At 66.2% G+C, this 19,960-nt stretch carries 22 protein-coding genes; 10 read left to right on the plus strand and 12 right to left on the minus strand.

The features are described from left to right. Positions 1–34 precede the first annotated feature (34 nt). The 5 genes from phnC (at position 35) to MH112_RS07425 (ending at position 3,408) form a co-directional block, all read left to right on the plus strand. A complete protein-coding gene (gene phnC / locus MH112_RS07405; RefSeq protein WP_296565932.1) occupies positions 35–817 on the plus strand; it encodes a phosphonate ABC transporter ATP-binding protein in 783 nt (260 codons plus the stop codon). Further along, complete coding sequence (locus MH112_RS07410) at positions 817–1,509, plus strand: hypothetical protein (RefSeq protein ID WP_296565935.1); 693 nt, start codon at positions 817–819, stop codon at positions 1,507–1,509. Before phnC ends, MH112_RS07410 begins: the two co-directional genes overlap by 1 nt. Further along, a complete protein-coding gene (gene phnN, locus MH112_RS07415; protein ID WP_296565937.1) occupies positions 1,493–2,056 on the plus strand; it encodes a phosphonate metabolism protein/1,5-bisphosphokinase (PRPP-forming) PhnN in 564 nt (187 codons plus the stop codon). The genes MH112_RS07410 and phnN overlap by 17 nt, the downstream gene beginning before the upstream one ends. Before the next feature lie 63 nt (positions 2,057–2,119). Next, on the plus strand, positions 2,120–3,094 hold the full coding sequence (locus MH112_RS07420) for a sodium-dependent bicarbonate transport family permease (RefSeq protein WP_296565940.1): 975 nt from the start codon (positions 2,120–2,122) through the stop codon (positions 3,092–3,094). A gap of 5 nt (positions 3,095–3,099) precedes the next feature. Continuing rightward, positions 3,100–3,408 carry a hypothetical protein gene (locus tag MH112_RS07425; RefSeq protein WP_296565943.1) on the plus strand — a complete coding sequence of 103 codons (309 nt, stop codon included), beginning with the start codon at positions 3,100–3,102 and terminating at the stop codon, positions 3,406–3,408. A 2-nt stretch (positions 3,409–3,410) separates the two neighbouring features. Here MH112_RS07425 and MH112_RS07430 read toward each other — a convergent pair whose 3' ends face one another. The 8 genes from MH112_RS07430 to phnG are packed head-to-tail and all read right to left on the minus strand — an operon-like array spanning position 3,411 to position 9,884. Continuing rightward, a complete protein-coding gene (locus MH112_RS07430; RefSeq protein ID WP_296565945.1) occupies positions 3,411–4,115 on the minus strand; it encodes a DUF1045 domain-containing protein in 705 nt (234 codons plus the stop codon). Further along, on the minus strand, positions 4,112–5,254 hold the full coding sequence (locus tag MH112_RS07435) for an alpha-D-ribose 1-methylphosphonate 5-triphosphate diphosphatase (protein WP_296565948.1): 1,143 nt from the start codon (positions 5,252–5,254) through the stop codon (positions 4,112–4,114). The genes MH112_RS07430 and MH112_RS07435 overlap by 4 nt, the downstream gene beginning before the upstream one ends. A 2-nt stretch (positions 5,255–5,256) precedes the next feature. Then, positions 5,257–5,961 (minus strand): phosphonate C-P lyase system protein PhnL, encoded by a 705-nt coding sequence (gene phnL / locus MH112_RS07440; protein WP_296565950.1) that lies wholly within the window; start codon positions 5,959–5,961, stop codon positions 5,257–5,259. 4 nt (positions 5,962–5,965) lie between these two features. Further along, positions 5,966–6,763 (minus strand): phosphonate C-P lyase system protein PhnK, encoded by a 798-nt coding sequence (gene phnK / locus MH112_RS07445; RefSeq protein ID WP_296565954.1) that lies wholly within the window; start codon positions 6,761–6,763, stop codon positions 5,966–5,968. Beyond that, positions 6,760–7,689, minus strand: a complete 930-nt coding sequence (locus tag MH112_RS07450; RefSeq protein WP_296565955.1) for an alpha-D-ribose 1-methylphosphonate 5-phosphate C-P-lyase PhnJ — start codon at positions 7,687–7,689, stop codon at positions 6,760–6,762. The genes phnK and MH112_RS07450 overlap by 4 nt, the downstream gene beginning before the upstream one ends. Next, entirely contained in the window at positions 7,686–8,795 is a 1,110-nt protein-coding gene (locus tag MH112_RS07455; RefSeq protein ID WP_296565958.1) for a carbon-phosphorus lyase complex subunit PhnI, read from the minus strand. Before MH112_RS07455 ends, MH112_RS07450 begins: the two co-directional genes overlap by 4 nt. 1 nt (position 8,796) lies before the next feature. Next, positions 8,797–9,414 carry a phosphonate C-P lyase system protein PhnH gene (gene phnH / locus MH112_RS07460; RefSeq protein WP_296565960.1) on the minus strand — a complete coding sequence of 206 codons (618 nt, stop codon included), beginning with the start codon at positions 9,412–9,414 and terminating at the stop codon, positions 8,797–8,799. Beyond that, the gene (gene phnG / locus MH112_RS07465) at positions 9,411–9,884 is read right to left on the minus strand and encodes a phosphonate C-P lyase system protein PhnG (protein ID WP_296565961.1); all 474 of its coding nucleotides are present in this window, start codon (positions 9,882–9,884) and stop codon (positions 9,411–9,413) included. Before phnG ends, phnH begins: the two co-directional genes overlap by 4 nt. 166 nt (positions 9,885–10,050) lie before the next feature. On the opposite strand from phnG, the gene phnF reads away from it, so the two are divergent. The 3 genes from phnF to MH112_RS07480 are packed head-to-tail and all read left to right on the plus strand — an operon-like array spanning position 10,051 to position 12,658. Further along, complete coding sequence (gene phnF, locus MH112_RS07470; RefSeq protein ID WP_296565963.1) at positions 10,051–10,758, plus strand: phosphonate metabolism transcriptional regulator PhnF; 708 nt, start codon at positions 10,051–10,053, stop codon at positions 10,756–10,758. Positions 10,759–10,787: 29 nt separating this feature from the next. Beyond that, positions 10,788–11,921 carry an alpha-D-ribose 1-methylphosphonate 5-triphosphate diphosphatase gene (locus MH112_RS07475; RefSeq protein ID WP_296565965.1) on the plus strand — a complete coding sequence of 378 codons (1,134 nt, stop codon included), beginning with the start codon at positions 10,788–10,790 and terminating at the stop codon, positions 11,919–11,921. Positions 11,922–11,926: 5 nt separating this feature from the next. Further along, entirely contained in the window at positions 11,927–12,658 is a 732-nt protein-coding gene (locus MH112_RS07480; protein WP_296565968.1) for an endonuclease/exonuclease/phosphatase family protein, read from the plus strand. Positions 12,659–12,810: 152 nt separating this feature from the next. Here the strand turns inward: MH112_RS07480 and MH112_RS07485 are convergent, their stop codons facing one another. The 3 genes from MH112_RS07485 to MH112_RS07495 all read right to left on the minus strand — a co-directional run bounded on the left by MH112_RS07485 (position 12,811) and on the right by MH112_RS07495 (position 17,015). Further along, on the minus strand, positions 12,811–15,510 hold the full coding sequence (locus MH112_RS07485) for a TonB-dependent receptor (RefSeq protein ID WP_296565971.1): 2,700 nt from the start codon (positions 15,508–15,510) through the stop codon (positions 12,811–12,813). 164 nt (positions 15,511–15,674) lie between these two features. Further along, positions 15,675–16,274: an NAD(P)H:quinone oxidoreductase gene (gene wrbA, locus MH112_RS07490; RefSeq protein WP_296565972.1), complete on the minus strand. Its 600-nt coding sequence runs from the start codon at positions 16,272–16,274 to the stop codon at positions 15,675–15,677. 42 nt (positions 16,275–16,316) lie between these two features. Beyond that, on the minus strand, positions 16,317–17,015 hold the full coding sequence (locus MH112_RS07495) for a pirin family protein (protein WP_296565975.1): 699 nt from the start codon (positions 17,013–17,015) through the stop codon (positions 16,317–16,319). Between the two features lie 101 nt (positions 17,016–17,116). Between MH112_RS07495 and MH112_RS07500 the strand changes: the two genes are divergently transcribed. Together MH112_RS07500 and MH112_RS07505 are read left to right on the plus strand one after the other, a co-directional pair. Further along, complete coding sequence (locus MH112_RS07500; protein WP_296565977.1) at positions 17,117–18,055, plus strand: LysR family transcriptional regulator; 939 nt, start codon at positions 17,117–17,119, stop codon at positions 18,053–18,055. Between the two features lie 20 nt (positions 18,056–18,075). Beyond that, positions 18,076–19,272 (plus strand): patatin-like phospholipase family protein, encoded by a 1,197-nt coding sequence (locus MH112_RS07505; protein WP_296565980.1) that lies wholly within the window; start codon positions 18,076–18,078, stop codon positions 19,270–19,272. Positions 19,273–19,276: 4 nt separating this feature from the next. Here the strand turns inward: MH112_RS07505 and MH112_RS07510 are convergent, their stop codons facing one another. Next, positions 19,277–19,753, minus strand: a complete 477-nt coding sequence (locus MH112_RS07510) for a polymer-forming cytoskeletal protein (protein ID WP_296565982.1) — start codon at positions 19,751–19,753, stop codon at positions 19,277–19,279. Positions 19,754–19,960 lie beyond the last annotated feature (207 nt).

Here is a 19,960-nt window from a genome sequence, read left to right on the forward strand (position 1 = left end):
CTTCAAGAGCTTGTCGCCGTACCCTGGAGCCAGGATGCTAGAGCTGCGCAACGTGACCAAGCGGTTCGGGGAGGTCAGCGCCGTCGACGGCGTTTCCTTCACCTGTAATCGTGGGGAGTTCATCGGGATCATCGGGCGCTCAGGCGCTGGAAAGTCCACCCTGTTGCGCATGATCAACCGCCTGGCCGAGCCGACGTCTGGTGAAGTGATCTGGGACGGCGAAGATGTCGGCAAGCTGAAAGGCAAGCCCCTGCGCCGCTGGCGTCGCCGCTGCGCCATGATCTTCCAGCAGTTCAACCTCTGCCCGCGCCTGGATGTGATCACCAATGTCCTGGTGGGTGTCTTGGCCGAGCGCCCCACCGCCACCTCACTCCTGAAGATTTTTCCGGCCGAAGACCGGGCTCGCGCCATCCTGGAGCTGGACCGCCTCGACATGGCCCAGGCCGCCCTGCAACGGGCCGCCACACTCTCGGGCGGGCAGCAGCAGCGTGTGGCCATCGCCCGGGCCATGTTGCAGGAGCCTGACATGCTGCTGGCCGACGAGCCGGTGGCCTCCCTCGACCCCATCAACGCCGAGGTGGTGATGGAAGCGCTGCAGGATGTCTGCCGTGACCGCGGCATTCCTGTGATCGTCAACCTGCACAGCCTCGACATTGCCCGTCGCTACTGCACGCGGGTCATCGGCATGTCCAAGGGCAAGATCATCTTTGATGGCCCACCGTCCGCCCTGACCCCCGAGGTGGTCGACAAGATCTATGGCGTGCGGACCGGCCGGGCGGGATTGGCCTTCGCAGGCCCAGCCGTCGTGGCCGCCTGATGGGACTGAAGCTCGCAGACCGGCCCCTGTCGCCGGGCTATCGCTATTTCGAGCGCTTCGTCCCGCCGCCGGAGACCGCTGAGCGTCCAAAGGGCGCTGAGCCGGCCATCAACGCCCAGGCCCAGGTGCATGACAGCATCCTTGGCCCCTGGTGCCGGGTGGGCGCGCGGACCAGTCTGTCGGAAACTGCGATGGGGGCGTTCAGCTACATCGTCAACGATTCCAGCTCGGCCTATGCCGAGATCGGCAAGTTCTGCTCCATCGCCCGGGACGTGCGGATCAATCCTGGCAATCACCCCACCTGGAAGGCCGCGCAGCATCACTTCAGCTACCGTGCCATCTCCTATGAGCTGGGGGACGAGGACGACCACGACTTCTTCGAGTGGCGGCGGTCTCATACCGTGACGCTCGGCCACGATGTGTGGCTCGGCCATGGCGTAACGATCCTCCCTGGCGTCACTGTGGGCACCGGCGCAGTTGTCGGGGCCGGCGCAGTGGTGTCCAAGGATGTCGCCCCCTTCACCATCGTGGGCGGGGTACCGTCCAAGCCGATCCGTGAGCGCTTCCCCAAGGCGGTGCAGGACGGCCTTCTCGCGATCGCCTGGTGGGACTGGGACCATGAACGCCTCGCCGACGCCCTCGACGACTTCCGCGCCCTCGACGCTGACGCCTTCGTTGAAAAATACGCCTGAGCGCGGTTGGCTGGTTCTGGTGGTCGGCCCCTCGGGGGTCGGCAAGGATACCTTGATCGATGGGGCCCGCGCGGCCCTGGCCGATAACCCCCAGGTGGTTTTTCTCCGCCGGGAGATTACGCGCCCGGCCGAGGCCGGCGGAGAGGACCACCAGCCGATCAGCGAGACGGAATTCCAAAGTCGCCAGGCGGCCGGCGCATATCTGCTGTCCTGGACCGCGCACGGGCTTTGCTACGGCGCGCCAGCCTCAGCCTTGAAGGATCTGACCCAGGGCCGCACGGTGGTGGTCAATGTCTCCCGCGGCGTGATCGATGAAGCGCGGCGGCTCTATCATCCTGTCCGCGTGATTGCGGTGAGCGCAGATCCCGATCAGCTCGCCGAGCGGCTTCGTCAGCGGGGCCGGGAATCGGCGGCGGAAGTCGTTGATCGCATCGCCCAAGCCCAGGCCTACGACGTGACCGGGGATGACGTGGTCGCATTAAAAAACGACGGCTCACGAGAAGCCGGCGTCATGGCTATGATAAGAGCCATAATGATTGAGCCTTGAGTCTGGAGCCGTCCCGCCAGCCTGCTAAGAGGGCGGCCCCTGTGTCCGCGTTAGGAGCCGCCCGTGGTCGACTCACTGCAAATGGCCCTGACCAATCTGCTGACCCCGGCCATTCTGTTTTTCCTGCTGGGGTTTGGGGCGGGCTGGTTCAAGTCCGACCTGTCGATCCCCGAGAGCACGGCCAAGACCCTGGCCCTGGTGCTGATGCTGTCCATTGGGTTCAAGGGCGGGGTTGAGGCGGCCCGGGCGGGGATGAGCCCGGACTTTCTCAAGGCCGCTGGCGTCGGCCTGATCCTCAGCTTCGGCATTCCAGTTATCGCCTTCGCCATACTGAGGGTCATCAGCCGGCTGGACCGCACCACCTCGGCGGCGACTGCGGCGCATTATGGCTCGGTCTCCATCGTCACCTTCGTGGCCGGCACCGAGTTCCTGCGGGTCAGCGGGGTGCCGTTCGGCGGGTACATGGTCGCGGTGGTGGCCCTGATGGAAACCCCGGCCATTCTCTCGGCCTTGATCCTGGCCGGCGGGGGCGCAGCCGGCCGCCAGGGCCTGCGCGGTGAGCTGTTCCGCGAGGTGGCCCTGAACGGCTCGGTCGTCCTGCTGATCGGCGCCTTCCTGGTCGGACTGCTCAGCGGCGACGCCGGCATGTCCAAGTTGGAGGTGTTTGTCGGCCCCGTCTTCCAGGGGGTGCTGGTGCTGTTCCTGCTCGACATGGGGCTGGTAGCGGCCAGGCGTCTCAGCGCGGCCAGGTCCCTGACCTTACCCTTGATCGCCTTTGCGATCTTCATGCCGCTTTTGTCGTCGGTGCTGTCCCTGGCTCTATCCCTGGCCCTAGGCCTGTCGGTAGGTAATGCTGCGGTCCTGGCCATTCTGGCGGCCAGCGCGTCTTACATCGCGGTGCCTGCCGCCATGCGGATCGCCCTGCCGGACGCCGATCCCGGCGTCTATCTGACCTTGTCCCTGGCTGTGACATTCCCCTTCAATCTGGTCTTCGGTATTCCCCTCTATACGGCGGCCACCGCCGCCCTCCTCGGGTGAGATCCATGCAACTGTCGAAGCGCAAGAAGCTGGAAATCATTGTCGAGGCCCCGGTGCTGAGGCGCGTCGAGGGCTTTCTGGCCGAGGCGGGCGTGCGCGGCTGGACCGTGCTGCCGAGCCTGGCGGGCAGCGGTGACAGCGGGGGCTGGCGCAGCGGCGACTTCACGCCGGGCCAGGAAAAGCGGCTGATCTTCGCCCTGGTCACCGCCGAGGTGGCTGAGCGCGTCCTCGAACGCCTGGCGGATTTCTTCGCCGACTATCCCGGCGTCGCCGCCGTTTCCGACGTGGAAGTCATGCGCGGCGACAAGTTCTAGGGTCAGGCCGGCGCGGGTTCCGGGGCGAAACCGAACCGTTCGACCACTTCGAAGGGGGCCTCGCGGTCAGCCTGCCGATAGATGGCCACGCTGTTGAAGCGGTGGGGGCCGCTCACATAGGCAAACAGCTGGCTCAGGGTCTCCAGCACCCGGGTGCGCACGGCGTCATCGGCGATGCCGCTGGTCAGGGTCATATGGAACCTGAAGTCGTCGAAGATATAGGGATAGCCCCATTCCAGCATCCGCGCGTCCTGGGCCGGCGACAGCTGCGCCCTCCGGCGCCGGGCGATGTCGGCCTCCGACAGGGGCGCGCGGAACGGGTCGAAATCCCGCACGCAGGCCTCCGCCAGGGCGTCCATGGCCTCGCAGGGATCGTTCAGCCGAAACGCCAGGAAACGGCCCAGGGCCTGGGGCGAGATCGAAGCCTCAAAGGGCGCGCGTCGTCCCGCAAACCCCTCGGCAAAGTCCAGCAGGTCGCGTTCGCCCGCCCCATGGGCGAGCTCGAACGGTGCCTTCAAGGTGGCGTGAAAGCCGTAGCCCCTTGGGCTCGCGGTCAAGGCGTCCAGGTCGAGGTCGGCCAGGGCCGGGGTGGCCGGCCGGACGCAATCGACCTTGCGGTGCGGATCGCGGCCGAGCCAGGCGCAGGCCAGGTCCCAGAGGTCCCCTTGCGGATCAGGGGCGTAGTAGACGGCGTAGCGGGGGCTCATGCCACCCGTGCGCCCTGACGCCAGACCTCGACCGGAACCGGCCAGCCCTGGCTGCGACGGGAGACCCGCACCAGGTCAGCCCGCTGGCCCACGGCGATCTCGCCGCGATCAGTCAGGCCAAGGCTGCGGGCCGGGGCCGCGCTCACCGTGGCCATGGCGGCCTGCGGCGACCAGCCCATGTCGTCGATCAGCATGAAGGCGGAGCGGAGCATGGAGAGGGGCACATAGTCCGAGGCGAGGATGTCGAGCACGCCAGCCTGGGCGCTCTCACGGGCCGACAGATTGCCCGAATGCGAGCCGCCGCGCACGAAGTTCGGCGCGCCCATGGCCACGAACATGCCCAACTCCCGCGCCTTCTGGGCAGCGGTGAGGGTCACGGGAAACTCGGCGATGATGCAGCCGTCGTCGTGGGCTTCTTCCACGTGCTCCAGGGTCTCGTCATCATGGGCGGCGAGTGGCAGTCCATATTCCCTGGCAAACGCCACCACCTTACGGCGATTGTCGAAGGCGACGCCGGGGTCGCGGCCGGAATGACGGCGCGCCATCATTTCCTCGATCTCGTCGGCGCTGCGGCCAGCCGCCACCATGCGAGCCTGGAGCCGGTCTACATTGGCGGTCTGCCGCTGGCCCGGCGTGTGGTCCATGATCGACAGGAGCTTCAGCCGCAGGCTGTCGGCGTGCGGCTCCAGCAGGTTCAGGAGCTCAGGATTGGTCACTTCGCAGCGCAGGTGCAGCAGGTGATCGGCGCGCAGGGCACCGTCGGCCTGGGCCTGATCCATACCGGCGATCATCGGACCCAGGGCCTCACGCCGCTCCAGACCATCCTTGCGCCCATGCAGGCTCAGTGAGTCCAGCACGGTGGTGATGCCCGCCGTGACGCATTGGCCGTCGTGGGCCAGCGCCGCCCCATAGGCGTCCCAGAGGGCGCCTGGACGGGGCTGATAGTGCTTCTCGAGGTTGTCGGTGTGGATGTCCACCAGACCCGCCACCAGCACATCGCCGGTCCAGTCGATGACGCCTGCGGGGCAGGCGGCCTTGGCCTCCACGGCGGCGATGACGCCGTCGCGGAGCACCAGTTCGGCGGCGACCATGCCGCTTGGCGTGATCACCTGGTCAGAGAAGATGCGTGTCTCGGTCATGGTCAGGCCGCCGCTTTGAACTGCGCCACTTCGAACAGTCGGCTGGCCACGGCGTCGCGCACGTCGAGATCGTGGAAAATGCCGATCATGGCCGCGCCTTCGGCCAGGGCTTCCTGGATCAGCCGCACGACGATGGCCCGGTTCTCCGCGTCCAGGGAGGCTGTGGGTTCGTCGAGCAGCAGGACCGGGTACTTGCGGATGAAGCTGCGGGCGATGTTCACCCGCTGCTGCTCGCCGCCAGAAAAGGTGGCGGGTGGCAGGTCCCAGTGGGCCTGGGGCAGCCGAAGGGCCGACAGCAGCTCGCTGGCCCGTTCCTTGGACTCTTCGAACGACACGCCGTTCTCCAGCAGCGGCTCCATGACCAGCTGCAGGGTCGGCACCCGGGGAATGACCCGCAGGAACTGTGAGACATAGCCCAGCGTCCGGCGGCGGACCTCCAGCACCTCGTGGGGGCTGGCCTGGGTAATGTCCACATAGGTGCCATCGTGCCAGACCTTCACCGAACCCACGGTTGGCAGATAGTTTCCGAAGATGGAGCGCATCAGGGTGGACTTGCCGACGCCGGACTCTCCGGCCAGCACCACGCATTCGCCGGCGGCGACCTGAAGGGTCAGGTCCTGGAAGACCGGGATGGTGGCCTGCTCCGCATTGTGCAGCACGAAGGTTTTGGCCAGGTCTTCGACGATGATCAGGGGTTTGTCGGTCATGGCTCTAGATCTGCAGGACGGAGGAGACGAGGAGCTGGGTGTAGGGATGCTGGGGATCGTCCAGCACCTGGTCGGTCAGGCCGGTTTCCACCACCTCGCCGCCCTTCATGACCATTAGGCGGTCAGCCATCAGCCGGGCCACGGCCATGTCGTGGGTGACGATGATCACCGCCAGGCCCAGGTCCCGGACCAGTTCGCGCAGCAGGTCGAGCAGGCGCGCCTGCACCGATACGTCCAGGCCACCGGTAGGCTCATCCATGAACACCAGGCGCGGGCCATGGATCAGGTTGCGGGCCACCTGGATGCGCTGTTGCATGCCGCCGGAGAAGTTGCGCGGCTTGTCATCGATCCGGCGGGTGTCCAGCTCGACCCGGTCCAGCCAGTCGATGGTCGACTGGCGCATCTGCCCATAGTGGCGCGCCCCCAGGTTCATCAGCGGCTCGGCCACATTGGCCCCACCAGAGACCCGCATGCGCAGGCCATCACGTGGGTTCTGGTGGACGAAGCCCCATTCTTCGCGCTGCATCCGGCGCCGGTCCGGCTCTGACAGGCCGTAGATGTCGGTCAGGCCGAACCGGCGGGTGTCAAAGCGGACCTCGCCAGCGGTCGGCGTCAGCTTGCCGGAGATGCAGTTGAGCAAGGTGGTCTTGCCCGACCCGCTTTCACCAACAATGCCCAAAACCTCGCCGGGCCGCAGGTCAAAGGCCACGTCGCGGCAGCCCAGGACATGGCCGTACCACTTGGTCAGGCCCTCGACGCTGAGCAGCGGGGCGGGCGCAATTCTGCCAGGGATGGCGTTCATTCGGCGGGCTCCTTCAGGGCGGCGTCCTGATCGAGGGCGTGGCCGGCCATGGGGCCCACATGGCCCGCAGCCCGGCGTTCGGCGCAGTGGTGGCTGTCGGAGCAGACGAACATCTTGTCGCCGGCGTCATCGAGGATGACCTCGTCCAGATAGGAGTCCTCGGCCCCGCACAGGGCGCAGGTCTCCTCCCAGGTCTGGGTCTCGAAAGGATAGTCCTCGAAATCCAGGCTGCGGACGCGGGTGAACGGCGGCACCGCATAGATGCGCTTTTCCCGGCCAGCGCCGAACAGCATGACGGCTTCGTTCTGGGCCATCTTCGGATTGTCGAACTTGGGGATCGGCGAGGGCGACATCAGGTAGCGCTCCTCCACCATCACCGGATAGCCGGCGGTGGCGGCGATGCGCCCATAGGCTGAGATGTTTTCGTAGAGCGAGACGTACTGCAGACCGTATTCCTCATAGGCGTGCATGGCGCGGGTCTCGGTCTCCCGAGCCTCCAGACCGCGCAGGGGTTCGGGTTGCGGCACCTGATAGACCAGGACCTGGCCTTGCTTCAGGGGCTTTTCCGGGATCCGGTGACGGGTCTGGATGATGGTCGCCTCGCCCGTATCCTCGGTGGTGGCCACGTCAGCCACATTGGCGAAGAACCGGCGGATGGAGACGGCGTTGGTGGTGTCGTCGGCACCCTGGTCGATGCACTTATAGACATCATCAGGCCCGATGATCGCCGCGGTCAGCTGGATGCCGCCAGTGCCCCAGCCATAGGGCACGGGCATTTCCCGCGAGCCAAAGGGCACCTGGTATCCGGGGATGGCCAGGGCCTTGAGGATCGAACGGCGGATCATCCGCTTGGTCTGCTCATCGAGGTAGGCGTAGTTGTAATAGCGCTCGGGCGCATTGGCGAGAGCCGGGACAGGCGTACTCATTCTGCGGCTTCCTTCAGGGCGGCGCGGCGCTCGAAGTGCTCCTTGCGGAGCCGGCGGATCAGTTGCAGGTCGGCCTGGAAGTCCACGTAGTGGGGCAGCTTCAGGTGCTGCACGAAGCCCGAGGCCTCCACATTGTCCGAGTGATAGAGGACGAACTCCTCGTCCTGCACGGGGGCGTCGGCCTGTTCGCCCACTTCCCGGTGACGCAGGGCGCGGTCGACAATGGCCATGCTCATGGCCTTGCGCTCGCAGTGGCCAAAGGTCAGACCGTAGCCCCGGGTGTACTGCGGCGGACGTTCAGCCGAGCCGGCAAAGCCTGACAGCATGGTGCATTCGGTAAGGGTGACTTCGCCGATCTCGATGGCAAAGCCCAACTCGTCTGGCACATACTCCACGGCCACTTCGCCCATGCGGATCTCGCCGCACAGTGGGTGGGTCGAGCCCCAGCCGCGCTGCGAGGAATAGGCCAGGCTGAGCAGGAAGCCCTCGTCGCCCCGGGCCAGGGCCTGCAGGCGCTGGTCCCGGTCGGCGGGGAACTTCATCGGCTGGCGGGTCAGGTCGTAGGGCTCGGGCGCCTCGTCGGTGCGCACGTCATGCTCCAGCAGGTCCTCATGCCGGAACACCGAGGCGATGTTGGGCATGGGATAGGCCTGGGGCTCTTCGGCCTGGGGCGCGGGCTCGGGCGGCGCGCCGCCTTCAGCGGCCAGGGCGAAGTCCAGCAGACGATGGGTGTAGTCGAAGGTCGGGCCAAGCACCTGACCGCCGGGAATGTCCTTGAAGGCGGCCGAGACGCGGCGGCGGACCGCCATGGCTTCGGTCTCCACCGGCAGGGACGCACCGAAGCGGGGCAGGGTGGTGCGATAGGCCCGCAGCAGGAAGATCGCCTCGGGCAGGTCGCCCCGGGCCTGCTTCACCGCCAGCGCGGCCAGGTCGCGGTCGTAGCAGGAGCCTTCGCTCATCACCCGGTCGACGGCCAGGGACAGCTGCTCACGCACCTGCGCCACTTCCAGCTCGTGGACGCCAGGATCACCCCGGCGATCTTCGGCGAGCCACTGGTGGGCGTGGGTGATCGCCTTCTCGCCGCCTTTGACGGAAACATAGGCCATGTCAGCCTCCCTTGATCTGAGCGGTTGTGGTGCGGGGCAGGGCCAGCAGCCGGTCATCGGCCACCAGCAGAACGTCGACGCCGAACTGGAACTGCGCCTGATTGGTCTCGAGCTGGCTCCAGAAGTCCTGGGGCAGGCCCTGGGGCGCGATGTCGGTAGTGGTCTGGATGCCGGGCCCGCTGAGGGTCACGGTCGGACCGCCCTCCAGGGCCGCGATCTGCAAGATCACCGTGGTGGAGCGGTCGGGGTATTTGGCGTCGCCCTGGTTGAAGGCCGCCAGGGCCGGGGCCTTGGCGATGTCGGTGACCAAGGCGAATGCGGCGTCCTGCGACTTGAGGGTCAGCGGGCAACCGCAGTGGAAGCGAAGCCAGGCCTCGGCTTCTGACTCGGCCAGGGCCGGGTCCAGCCAGACCAGGGTCTCAAAGTCGAACAGGGTCAGGGCCACAGCACCGGCGGCCTTGGCCACACCGGCTGGTGCCTTTGGCGCGCGGTCGAAGCGGGTGATGCGGCCTGGACGGGCCATGCACTCCATCACCTCACGGAACACCGCCTGGCTCTCCCGGACGGGATCAACAAAGGCCGGGGCGATGCGGCTGAGATCGAGGGTTGCGAGGCTCATTGGGGGCCTCGGGTGCGGACCATGGTGAAGAAGTCGACCTTGGTGGCCGCAGCCTTGCGGGCGGCGGTGTCCCGGCGCTCGGCCTGGGCTCGGGCCAGCTTGGCCACCACCGCGCCTTCCACCGCTGGACGCAGGGCCGGCGCCTGCATCATGGCGTCGACCGCGGCGGCCAGTTCGGCATGGCGGCGATCACGGCCGGCGACGTAGCCGATCCCGGTCTCGCCGCTCTCCAGCCGGACCGCAGCCCGGGTGACGGTCATCTCGCCCATGTTGAAGGCGTCGCCCGCCCCACCCATGCGACCGCGCACCAGCACCAGGCCGGTCTCCGGGGCCCGCAGGGCCGAATAGGACGGCCGCTCGGACAGGGCATCCCACGCCGCGCTGACCTCGCCAGGCTGAGCCTTGGCCAGGATCGACAACCACTGGCGGCGCTCATCGCCCGCCGCCTTGTTGACCGGATCGACCGGCATGCGTCACCTCGACAAGTAAGTAAAATGTTGTATTCGTCTTATGCATTGGGTATTCGAAAGCCGAAATGGCGACAACAAACCAAGTATGAAACTTATTTTACAGTAGTAAAACTTGTCTAGGACATCCGACTTAGACTGATCACGAGGTGGTGGAATGTCAGGTGGAATGCCGTTGTGGCGCGAGATCGCCCAGTCCCTGGAACAGCAGATCCGGTCGCGTGAACTGACGCCCGGCGACAAACTTCCCACCGAACACGAGCTGTCGCGGCAGTTCATGGTCAATCGCCACACAGTGCGCCGGGCCCTCTCGGATCTGCAGGAAAAGGGAATCGTGGAGTCGACCCAGGGCCGCGGCAGCTTTGTTCGCCGTCCCTCCCGTCCAGCCCGCCTGCAGCGCCGGCCGCGCTTCACCGAAGCCGTGCTGAAGAATGGCGGGGAGCCCACCACCCAGGTTCTGAAGCTGGAGGTGCGTCCCGCCACCGGCCCCGTCGCCGAGGCCCTGGGCCTGAAGATTGGCGCGCCGGTGATCTTCATGGAGCGGCGACGCTTTGTGGACGGCGAGCCCACCGGCCATGGCCTGCACCACTTCAGCTTCGAGCGCTTCCCGACCTTCATCGAGATGTACAAGGTGCGCGGCACCATCACCCAGACCCTGCTCGACAGCGGGGTGCCCGACTATACCCGCCGCAAAACCTCCATCTCGGCGCGCCTGCCGACTCCGCAGGAGGCTGAGCTGCTGCACGTGCCCCGGCATGTGCCCCTGCTGATCCGCAGGTACGTCAATGTGGATGGCCTGGGCCGGCCGCTGGAATTCGGCGAGTCCCGCTCCACCAGCGAGATCGAAATCATCTTCCAGGACCCCGAGCGGGACTGATTTGTCTTAAGTAATTCCAGGAGAACAGCGTGGAACTGGCGTTTCGAAACGCCCGTGTGGTCACGGGCGACGACGACTTCATCGGATCGGTTCTGGTGCGTGACGGGGTCATTGCCCAGATCGATCGCGGCCCCGGCGGAACCGGTGAGGACTTCGAGGGCGACGTGCTCATGCCCGGCGTCGTCGACCTGCACACCGACAGCCTGGAGAAGCACTATTTCCCCCGGCCCAACATCGATTGGAACCCGATCTCGGCGGCGGTGACCCATGACGGCTGCGGCCTGTCGGTGGGGGTCACCACGGTGCTGAACTCCCTGACTCTGGGCTCCTTCAACGCCTCGGCGGCGCGCAATACCGACAATCTGCGTCGGCTGGTGGACGGGCTGCATGAGGCCCAGAACCAGGGGATGCTGCGGGCCGATCACCGGATTCACTGGCGTTGCGAGACCACCGCCGATGACCTTCGCGCCCGACTGGAGCTCATGGCCGATCATCCCATGACCGTCCTGTTCTCCCTGATGGATCACACCCCGGGCCAGCGGCAGTACCGCAACCTGGAAAAGCACATGGCCAACTGGCAGGCGGGTGGCATGAGCGAGAGCGCCGCCCAGGACCGCCTGGCCCAGGTCCGCGACCGCCAGGCCCGCAACGCCGACGACAATCGTCGCCACGTGGCCCAGATGGCCACCAGCCGCCAGATCCCGCTGGCCAGCCACGATGATGAAAGCCTTGAGCACATCGACGAGGCCTGTGACCTGGGGGCCACCGTGGCCGAATTCCCCGTCACCGCCGAAGCCGCCCAGCGGGCGCGGGAGCGAGGCATGGTGGTGGTCATGGGCGGCCCGAACCTGATCCGCGGCGGCTCCTATTCCGGCAATGTGCCCGCCGCCCAGCTGGCCGAGGCTGACCTGCTCGACGCATTTGCCTCCGACTATGTGCCCCGCAGCCTGGTGGAGTGCGCCTTTGCCATGACCAAGCCGCCCTTTGGCTGGAGCCTTTCGCGGGCTGCCGCCCTGGTCACCTCAGCCCCGGCCCGCGCCGTGGGTCTCGATGATCGTGGCGAGATCGCGCCCGGCCAGCGGGCCGACCTGTTGCGGGTGCGCCTGGCCGGCGACCTGCCCCTGGTGCGTGGGGTCTGGACCAAGGGCGCCCGGGCGGCCTGACGCCCTTGCGGATCGTTACCCTCAACACCTGGAAGAACGAGGGACAGTATGAGCGCCGGCTCGCCCTGATGGCCAAAGGCCTGGGCGCGCTGGCGCCCGACATTGTCTGCCTGCAGGAGTGTTTTGTCGCCAAGGGCCATGACACCGCGGCCTACCTGGCCGCAGCCCTTGGCCTTGGGCTGACGGCGGCCCCGGCCCGGCGAAAGCTGCGCCAACACCTGGGCGAGACCCTGCCCAGCGCCTCGGGCCTGGCCATCCTGCACCGCAATGCCCCCCTGGCCACCGGTCGCCTGGACCTGCACAGCGACCCTGTCGATGGCCAGCGGATCGCCCAGTGGGCCGATGTCGCCCCAGGCCTGCGGGTGCTCAATCTGCATCTGACCCACCTGGGCGGACCAGAGGCCGCCCGGCTGCGAGCGAGCCAGCTCGTCCAGGCCATGACCGAGTGCCACCGCCCCGGCCAAGACCTGCTGTTGGCCGGCGATCTGAACGCCAGTGGTGATGCGCCAGAGCTGGCCCCGATTGCGGCAGACCTCGACCCCACAGCTGCCGCGACCCTGCAGGGGGAGCGGGCTGATCGTGCGCCTTCGCCTTCAAGGACCCTGGATCATCTGGCCTTGGTCCAGCCGAAGGCCTGGACCATCACCGCCCGTTTCCGGGCCCTGGACCAACCTGACGCCGAAGGCTGGTTCCCCAGCGATCATGCCGCCGTGGTCGCCGACCTGGCTCGGCTCTGATCTGAACGTGTTGCGCCCGGCGTGGCGTCTCGGGCCAACCAGGTGCGCGCTATCGCCTCAAAAAAACCAGGCGCCTCGGCCGGGGCCGAGACGCCTGAAGGTCTATCCACGGGCTGACCGCGCTTCGACGCGGTCAGCCTTGGACAGGGGATCTAGAAGGAGGCGCGGACGCCGAGCAGGTACTTCCGGCCAAAGCCCTCGATCTCGTAAGGACGGTCCTCGCGGCCCTGGTAGCGCACACCCTGCTCATTGGTCAGGTTGTTGGCGTCCAGGAACAGCGAGTAGGTGTCGTTGACCTGATAGCGGACCGAGAGATCGAGCCGCTGGCTGTCACCCCAATAGAGGTTGGAGTTGGCCGCCGAACCCGAGGGGAAGACCTCGTCCAGCCAGTCGGTGCGGTGCTGCCAGCTCAGACGCGAGGACAGGCCATACTTCTCGTAGAACAGGGTCGCGCCGGTGATCCGGTCCGAAGTGCCCGGGAACTCCACCGTCTCGCCGGTCGGGGTCTCGAACTCGCCGGTGGTGAAGGACACGCTGCCCTGGAAGCCGAAGCCCGACAGCCAGCCCGGCAGGAAGGTCCAGGGCTGGGTGTAGACGAACTCAAGACCGCTCAGGCTGCCGCTGCGCCCGTTCTGCAGAGCCGACACGGTATAGGCGCTGCGGTTGACGCCGCCGAAGTCGTAGCTGTTGTCGCCGACGATACGGGTGGAGTCGAACAGCACATTGTCGACTTCCCGATGGAAGAAGCTCGCCGCCAGAAGAGCGGCCGGGGCGAAGTACCACTCGGCCGACAGGTCGAGGCCGTAGGCCTTCTCAGGGGTGGCGAAGGGGTTGCCGCCCGAGATGGTGTTGGCCGTGTCATTCACCGTCACCGTGGCGCGCATGTCCTCAAGGCTGGGACGCGCCTGGCCGGTGATGAAGGCGGCCCGAAGCTTCAGGGTGTCGGAATAGTCGAAGCCATAGTGCAGGCTCGGGAAGACTTCAGTCTGTTCCGAGGTGAAGTTGAGGGGGACCAGGGTGCCTGCGACATTGGCCAGACCTTGCGATCCGAGCTCTGTCCGCTCCACCCGGACACCGGCGGTCAGGGTGTGGCGATCCCACTTCCAGCGGTTCATCACATAGGCCGAGGCGATGGTTTCATCCACCGCATTGCTGAGCCGCGGGTCGATGTCATAGACCGCAAAGTTGCCGGTTCCAGCGGCATTGGCGGCCCGGGCGGCGGCCATCAGAGCCAGCACCCCATCGCGCATGCGCGCGGTGTCGGCATGAACACCGGTGAAGCCGCGATCCATATCCTGGTCATAGGCCGTCGTTCCAAAGAACGAGTTCATGTTCCAGGGCAGGCCGAGCAGGGTGCCGTTGGTCTCCAGGGGGAACCCCGTCCGGGTGCCAGCGACAACCGTGCGGTCGCGGCGGACCAGGTTGACGATGTCGTTTTCCTGGGCCCGGTCGTCGTACTGGAAGCCGGCGCTGAAGGTGGCCAGGGCACCAAAGCTGTCCCAGTCCCGGCTGGCGTCGAACTTCAGGGTGACCGCTTCGGTCTCAAGCCGGCCGCTGGATTCGGAGGCCCAGGATTCGTTCAGGATCAGCTGGTTCAGTGAGGTGCGCTGCTGACCCTTGGCCGGCTGACCATTGACGAGGGTCGTATCAAACAGCGTGTGATGCGGAATGCCGTTGCCGGTGGCGTTGACCCTGATCGTCATGGACGGCAGCAGGACGGAATTGGCAGCCGAGGGCCGTGCCGTGCCCGACGGAATGCCCTGGCCCACGACCGGATAGTTGTTGTTGAACTCGGTGGTGGCGTAGGCCAGATCCCAGCTCAGGTCCCAGTTGTTGATGCGGTGCTCACCGTTCAGGACATTGAAGGTCACGCCGTTTGTGTAGGTACCGTTGGCGAAAGAGGCGGTGGTCGGTACGCCGATCAGGTCGGCGGTTTCGAAGTTGCGCGTACCCGAGAACGCATTGGCATAAGAGAAGACGTACCAGTTACGCTCTTCGAAGTCCTCGAACTCAGTGACGAGATGGGTGAGCGAGATATAGTGATCGTCGTTCGGTGCGTACTCGATCTTGGCCGAATAGGATTCAGTAACCCGCTCAATCACATACTTGGTCCAGCGGTTTGACGACAGGCCGATGGCGTCAAAGCGCGGCTCGTCATTATCAGTGTGCTGCTCAAAGGAGTAGTGCGATCCGATCAGGCTGGCACCCCAGGTCCCGTTGGACCAGGACAGGCGGCCTGAATACTGCTTTACCGGACCATCGCCCATGTCGACGAAACCGCCGCCCACGTCAAAGGTGCCGTGGAAGCCAGATAGGCTCAGCGGCGAGAAGGTTTCGATGTTCACCCGGCCAGCCAGGGACTCGGCGGGCATGTTGGGCAGCAGCGTCTTGTTCAGAATGACCTGGCTGATCTGCGCAGCGGGCACGGAGTCAAAGCGGAAGATGCGGTCTTCGGCCCCGATCAGGTTGACGCCGTCCAGGGCCATGGTGGTCCAGCGGGTCGGCGCGCCGCGGATCTGGATGTAGCGCTCCTGGCCCTGGTCGCGCTGCACGCCGACGCCGGGAAGGCGGGCCAGCGCGCCGGCGGCGGTGGCATCGGGGAAGCGGCCGATGGTGTCAGAGGCGATGACGTTGACGATGTTGTCCGAGGCCTTCTGGATTTCCAGCGAAGCTTCGATGGACTCACGGATCGGGCTGGCGGTGACCACCAGTTCGGAGACTTCGGCCTCCTGGGCCGCGGCCGGCATGGCCGCCATTGCCAGGATGGGCAGGGAGGCCGAGACGGCCAACAGAGTGCGGCGCGTGCGCGCGCCTGCGAGATGCGCCGGGTGGCGCTGGTGATTGGATGACATGGTCCGTCCCCCTTGTTGCTGTGATCAGCGGACGGGGGAGTGAATTAGGTCAGATGGGTGTCAGCCATTCGTGGGTTTCGTGATGTCTCCATGTTGATCTCAAGACTTGTTGGCTAGACAGGGGGGCTTGGCGCGCCTGTCGATACCGACAAGCGCGCCAGAGATTAGCCGTGCAGCTTCTTGGCCACCTCGGCGATCCGCCGACCCTGATAGCGGGCGCCGTCCAGTTCAGACGCGCTGGGCTGACGGGACCCGTCGCCGCCGGTGATGGTCGTGGCACCATAGGGGCTGCCGCCCGTCACCTCGTCCAGGCGCATCTGAGCCTGAAAGCCGTAGTCCAGGCCGACAACCATGACGCCAAAGTGCATCAGGTTGGTGATGATCGAGAACAGGGTCGTCTCCTGTCCCCCGTGCTGGGTGGCCGTGGAGGTGAAGGCCCCGCCGACCTTGCCGTTCAGCGCACCGCGCGCCCAAAGTCCGCCCGCCTGGTCGAGGAAGTTGGCCATCTGCGAGGCCATGCGTCCAAACCGTGTGCCGACCCCGATGATGATGGCGTCATAGTCGGCCAGGTCCTCGATGGCGGCGATGGGGGCCGCCTGGTCGAGCTTGTAGTGTGCGGCCTTGGCGACCTCCTCGGGGACAAGGTCGGGGACCCGCTTGATGTCCACCTGGACGCCGGTTTCCCGGGCACCCTCGGCCACGGCCTGAGCCATGGTTTCGATATGTCCATAGGCCGAATAGTAAAGGACCAGAACCTTGGTCATGGGACGCTCCTGTAACGATGTGTGGGGGAGGGCGAGCGGCTTCTAGGCCGCGTCGACCAGGACAAGCTCAGAATCTTCCAGGGCGGTGATGGTCAGGGCGGTTTCGCCGGTGATGGCCGCACCGTCCCGGGTCTCCAGGGTCAGGCCATTGACCTCAATCCGCCCTTTGGCGGGCACCAGATAGGCATGACCGGCAGGCGCGAGGGCGTATTCGGTGGTTTCGCCGGCCTTCAGCGTAGCGCCGAGCACCCGGGCGGGCGTGCGGATCGGCAGGGCCTCAGTGTCCTCGGCATAGCCACTGGCGAGGGTCACGAAGCGGCCCGAGCGGTCGCCCTTGGGAAACGGCTTGGCCCCCCAGGCCGGCGCGCCGCCGGTCTTGGCCGGCTCGATCCAGATCTGGAAGATGCGGGTGGTGTCGCTTTCGAGATTGTACTCGGCATGCCGGATGCCGGAGCCCGCGCTCATCACCTGCACATCACCGGCCTCGGTGCGGCCCGTATTGCCCAGGCTGTCCTGGTGGGTGATGGCCCCATCCCGGACATAGGTGATGATTTCCATGTCCGCATGCGGGTGGGGCGGGAAGCCCGAATTCGGCGCGATCTCATCGTCGTTCCAGACGCGGATTGGCCCCCAGCCCATGCGCTTGGGCTCGTAATAGCTGGCGAAGGAAAAGTGGTGGCGGGCCTTCAGCCAACCGTGGTCAGCGCCACCTAGTCCGTCAAAACCTCTGCGCTCGATCATCTCGGAACCTCTGCGCCCCCCTGGGCGCTCTTGCCTGATCCCAGGATAGCGGTGATGATCAAATTAAAAAATAGAAACTATGGAAAGCTACCGTTTCCAATATGAGTCAATTACCGGACCTCGAGGCCATGGCCATCTTCGCCAAGGTGGTGGAGGCCAAGTCCTTCTCTGCCGCAGCTGATGAGTTGAAGATCGCCAAGGCGACCGTCTCCAAGGCTGTGACCCGGTTGGAGACCCGGCTGGGGGCGCGACTTTTCAATCGAACATCCCGGCGGCTTTCCCTGACAGAAGCAGGCCTGCGACTGGCTGGGCCGGCTGCCCGCCTGCTGGCCGATGGCGAGGCGGCCGAGGACGAGATGCTGGCCCAGTCGGCCAAACCGAGGGGCCTGGTGCGCCTGGCGGCCCCCATGTCGTTTGGCCTGCTGGAGGTGGCCCCCCTGCTGCCAGAATTCCTGGCCGCCTATCCTGAAGTTTCGATCGACCTGCATATGAGCGATGAGGTCATCGATCTGGTGGGGCAGGGGTTTGACATGGCCCTGCGTATCGCCGCCCTGCCGGATTCCTCTCTGGTCGCCCGGCGGATTGGACCGGTTTTGCGACATGTGGTCGCCGCGCCGGCCTATCTCGACGCGCGGGGGCGTCCGACCCACCCTGCCCAGCTGGCGGAGCATGAGTGTCTTGGCTATGCCTATCTGCCGACCCCGGAGACTTGGCGGTTCGTTAATCGGGCCGGCGAAGAGGTGCTGGTGCGCCCCAGCGGTCGGCTGAGAGCCAACAATGCCGAGGCCCTGCTGCCGGCTCTGGAAGCCGCCCAGGGTCTGGCCGTACAGCCTGACTTCATCGTCGGTGACAGCCTGGCGGCCGGTCGTCTGGAGCTGGTCCTGGCCGATTGGAGTCCGCCGCCCGTGGCCCTGCACCTGGTGATGCCCCCAGGGGGGCCGCGTCCGGCCAGACTTGAGGTGCTCGCACAGTTTCTGGTCGAGCGGCTGTCTGAGCGGTGTGCTGCCCGCGGTCGGGTCTCGACAGAGGCTCCAGCTTGAGACACTGGAGGGTCATGTGGATGCGCCCCAGGTCCAATAACCGCGATGGCCAGCTGGTCGCCATTCTGACGGTGGCCCTGACCTTGGCGTTGGCGAGCTGCGGTTCCATCAGCCGGCCAGAGCCCGGACTTGAGGGCCTGCAAGCCTCCCCGGCCAATCCGAGTCTCGACCCGTTCCGTATCGCCGCCAGTGATGATGTGGGCGCTCAGGCCTTTCTCGCCGCCTGGCAGGCTGAGCGTGAAGCCCTCGCTGAAGACCAGATCACCGTCCTGGCCGTGTCTGGCGGCGGGGCCAACGGGGCCTATGGGGCCGGTGTGCTGGTGGGCTGGAGCCAGGCTGGGACCCGGCCGGTCTTCGACCTCGTGACCGGGGTCAGTACGGGCGCCTTGATCTCCCCCTTTGCCTTTCTCGGGTCAGACTGGGACACAGGCCTGACCGCGGCCTACCGGGACGAGGATGTGTCGCGCCTGACCTCAGGCGGATGGGGTGCCCTGGCCCGTCCGAGCCTCTACAGCGACCGATCCCTTCGCGCCCTGGTGGGCAAATTTGTAGACGCCCCTTTGCTGACCGCCATCGCCGTTGAGCACCAGCGCGGGCGGCGTCTGCTGGTGGCCACCACCAATCTCGATGCGCAGTCGACCATCCTCTGGGACATGGGGGCCATCGCCCTGTCGGCGCAGAGACCTGGGCAGGAAGCCGCTGGGCTAGCCCTGTTCCGTAACATCCTGGTGGCTTCGGCCAGTATTCCAGGCGTCTTTCCCCCGGTCATGATGGAGCTTGGCGATGCCGGGCTTGCCGAAATGCATGTGGATGGCGGGGTCAGCACGCCCTTCGTCCTGGCCCCCACCAGCTTCAACCTGTGGACCCCGCAGGGCACTATGCAGCCAGAAAACCTCTATGTGATCATCAATGGCGAGATCGACGCCCGCCGGGCGATCACCAAGGGGGCGACCCTGCCGATCCTGATGCGCAGCTTCGACACCCTGTCCAAGTCTGATCTGCGCGCGCACCTGGTGGCGGCAGTGGCCTTCGCCAGCAGCAATGGGGCGCGCCTGCGTTATGCTGCCATTCCCACAGCGCTTGGAGCCGACAGCCTGGCCTTTGATGGTCCGTCCATGCAGCGTCTGTTCGAAGCCGGTCGCGCGGCGGGCGCTTCAGGAACCGCTTTCGCCGAGATCACCGCCGATCTCGGCCCTCCGGTCGCGCCTGCCCCCTAGAGCATCAAGCCGCGCTGGAGACCGCCGGAGCTGCCGGGGCTGCCGGCGAGCTGGCTGCGGCTTCGCCTTCGGGCTTGGCCAGGCGCACGCTGCGGCCTTCGAAAACCGCGCCGGTTTCCATGGCCAGTTGTTCATGGGCGATGTCGCCTTCCACCCGGGCCGTCCCATAGAGACGAACCTGGCGGGCCTTCATCGAGCCCTTGATGTGGCCGCGGATCTCGGCAACGACGGCCACAACCGAGCCTTCAATCTTGCCCTGAGGGCCGAGGCTGAGCTTGCCGACCCGCACGTCGCCGCGCACCAGACCATCGATCTGCACCTCGGCTTCGCCGGCCACATTGCCCTGAATGCAAAGGCCAGGACCGATCAGCGAAGGCGCCTTGGGCTTGGCTGGAACGGACGCGCCCACAGGGGCGTTACGGGCGGCGAGCAGGTCATCACCCACCTCGCGGACGGGGGTCTTGTTGGCTTTCTCGAACATGGCGGCGTCCCTTCTCGGTACGATTTGGGATGAGCACTGCAAACCTGGGGCCGACATGAGGCCCGGGTCTGAACCTTCACAATCCTAAGTGGGCGGGCAGGTAGGCCTTCACAACTGTCTCATTCTGACCGATCAGGGAGCCGGTAGAAAAGCCCTGTGCATTTCGCGCCATAATGGCCCGGAAAACCCCCATTATGGCCCCGAAAA

The organism is Phenylobacterium sp., from assembly GCF_022402485.1.
In the GTDB taxonomy this organism is placed as follows: Bacteria; Pseudomonadota; Alphaproteobacteria; order Caulobacterales; family Caulobacteraceae; genus Phenylobacterium.

What these genes read in the sequence shown, in the direction of transcription:
- phnC (WP_296565932.1), top strand. Translation starts at nt 35, where the DNA reads ATGCTAGAGCTGCGCAACGTGACCAAGCGGTTCGGGGAGGTCAGCGCC.
- MH112_RS07410 (WP_296565935.1), top strand. Translation starts at nt 817, where the DNA reads ATGGGACTGAAGCTCGCAGACCGGCCCCTGTCGCCGGGCTATCGCTAT.
- MH112_RS07425 (WP_296565943.1), top strand. Translation starts at nt 3,100, where the DNA reads ATGCAACTGTCGAAGCGCAAGAAGCTGGAAATCATTGTCGAGGCCCCG.
- MH112_RS07430 (WP_296565945.1), bottom strand. Translation starts at nt 4,115, where the DNA reads ATGAGCCCCCGCTACGCCGTCTACTACGCCCCTGATCCGCAAGGGGAC.
- MH112_RS07435 (WP_296565948.1), bottom strand. Translation starts at nt 5,254, where the DNA reads ATGACCGAGACACGCATCTTCTCTGACCAGGTGATCACGCCAAGCGGC.
- phnL (WP_296565950.1), bottom strand. Translation starts at nt 5,961, where the DNA reads ATGACCGACAAACCCCTGATCATCGTCGAAGACCTGGCCAAAACCTTC.
- phnK (WP_296565954.1), bottom strand. Translation starts at nt 6,763, where the DNA reads ATGAACGCCATCCCTGGCAGAATTGCGCCCGCCCCGCTGCTCAGCGTC.
- MH112_RS07450 (WP_296565955.1), bottom strand. Translation starts at nt 7,689, where the DNA reads ATGAGTACGCCTGTCCCGGCTCTCGCCAATGCGCCCGAGCGCTATTAC.
- MH112_RS07455 (WP_296565958.1), bottom strand. Translation starts at nt 8,795, where the DNA reads ATGGCCTATGTTTCCGTCAAAGGCGGCGAGAAGGCGATCACCCACGCC.
- phnH (WP_296565960.1), bottom strand. Translation starts at nt 9,414, where the DNA reads ATGAGCCTCGCAACCCTCGATCTCAGCCGCATCGCCCCGGCCTTTGTT.
- phnG (WP_296565961.1), bottom strand. Translation starts at nt 9,884, where the DNA reads ATGCCGGTCGATCCGGTCAACAAGGCGGCGGGCGATGAGCGCCGCCAG.
- phnF (WP_296565963.1), top strand. Translation starts at nt 10,051, where the DNA reads ATGCCGTTGTGGCGCGAGATCGCCCAGTCCCTGGAACAGCAGATCCGG.
- MH112_RS07485 (WP_296565971.1), bottom strand. Translation starts at nt 15,510, where the DNA reads ATGTCATCCAATCACCAGCGCCACCCGGCGCATCTCGCAGGCGCGCGC.
- wrbA (WP_296565972.1), bottom strand. Translation starts at nt 16,274, where the DNA reads ATGACCAAGGTTCTGGTCCTTTACTATTCGGCCTATGGACATATCGAA.
- MH112_RS07495 (WP_296565975.1), bottom strand. Translation starts at nt 17,015, where the DNA reads ATGATCGAGCGCAGAGGTTTTGACGGACTAGGTGGCGCTGACCACGGT.
- MH112_RS07500 (WP_296565977.1), top strand. Translation starts at nt 17,117, where the DNA reads ATGAGTCAATTACCGGACCTCGAGGCCATGGCCATCTTCGCCAAGGTG.
- MH112_RS07505 (WP_296565980.1), top strand. Translation starts at nt 18,076, where the DNA reads ATGCGCCCCAGGTCCAATAACCGCGATGGCCAGCTGGTCGCCATTCTG.
- MH112_RS07510 (WP_296565982.1), bottom strand. Translation starts at nt 19,753, where the DNA reads ATGTTCGAGAAAGCCAACAAGACCCCCGTCCGCGAGGTGGGTGATGAC.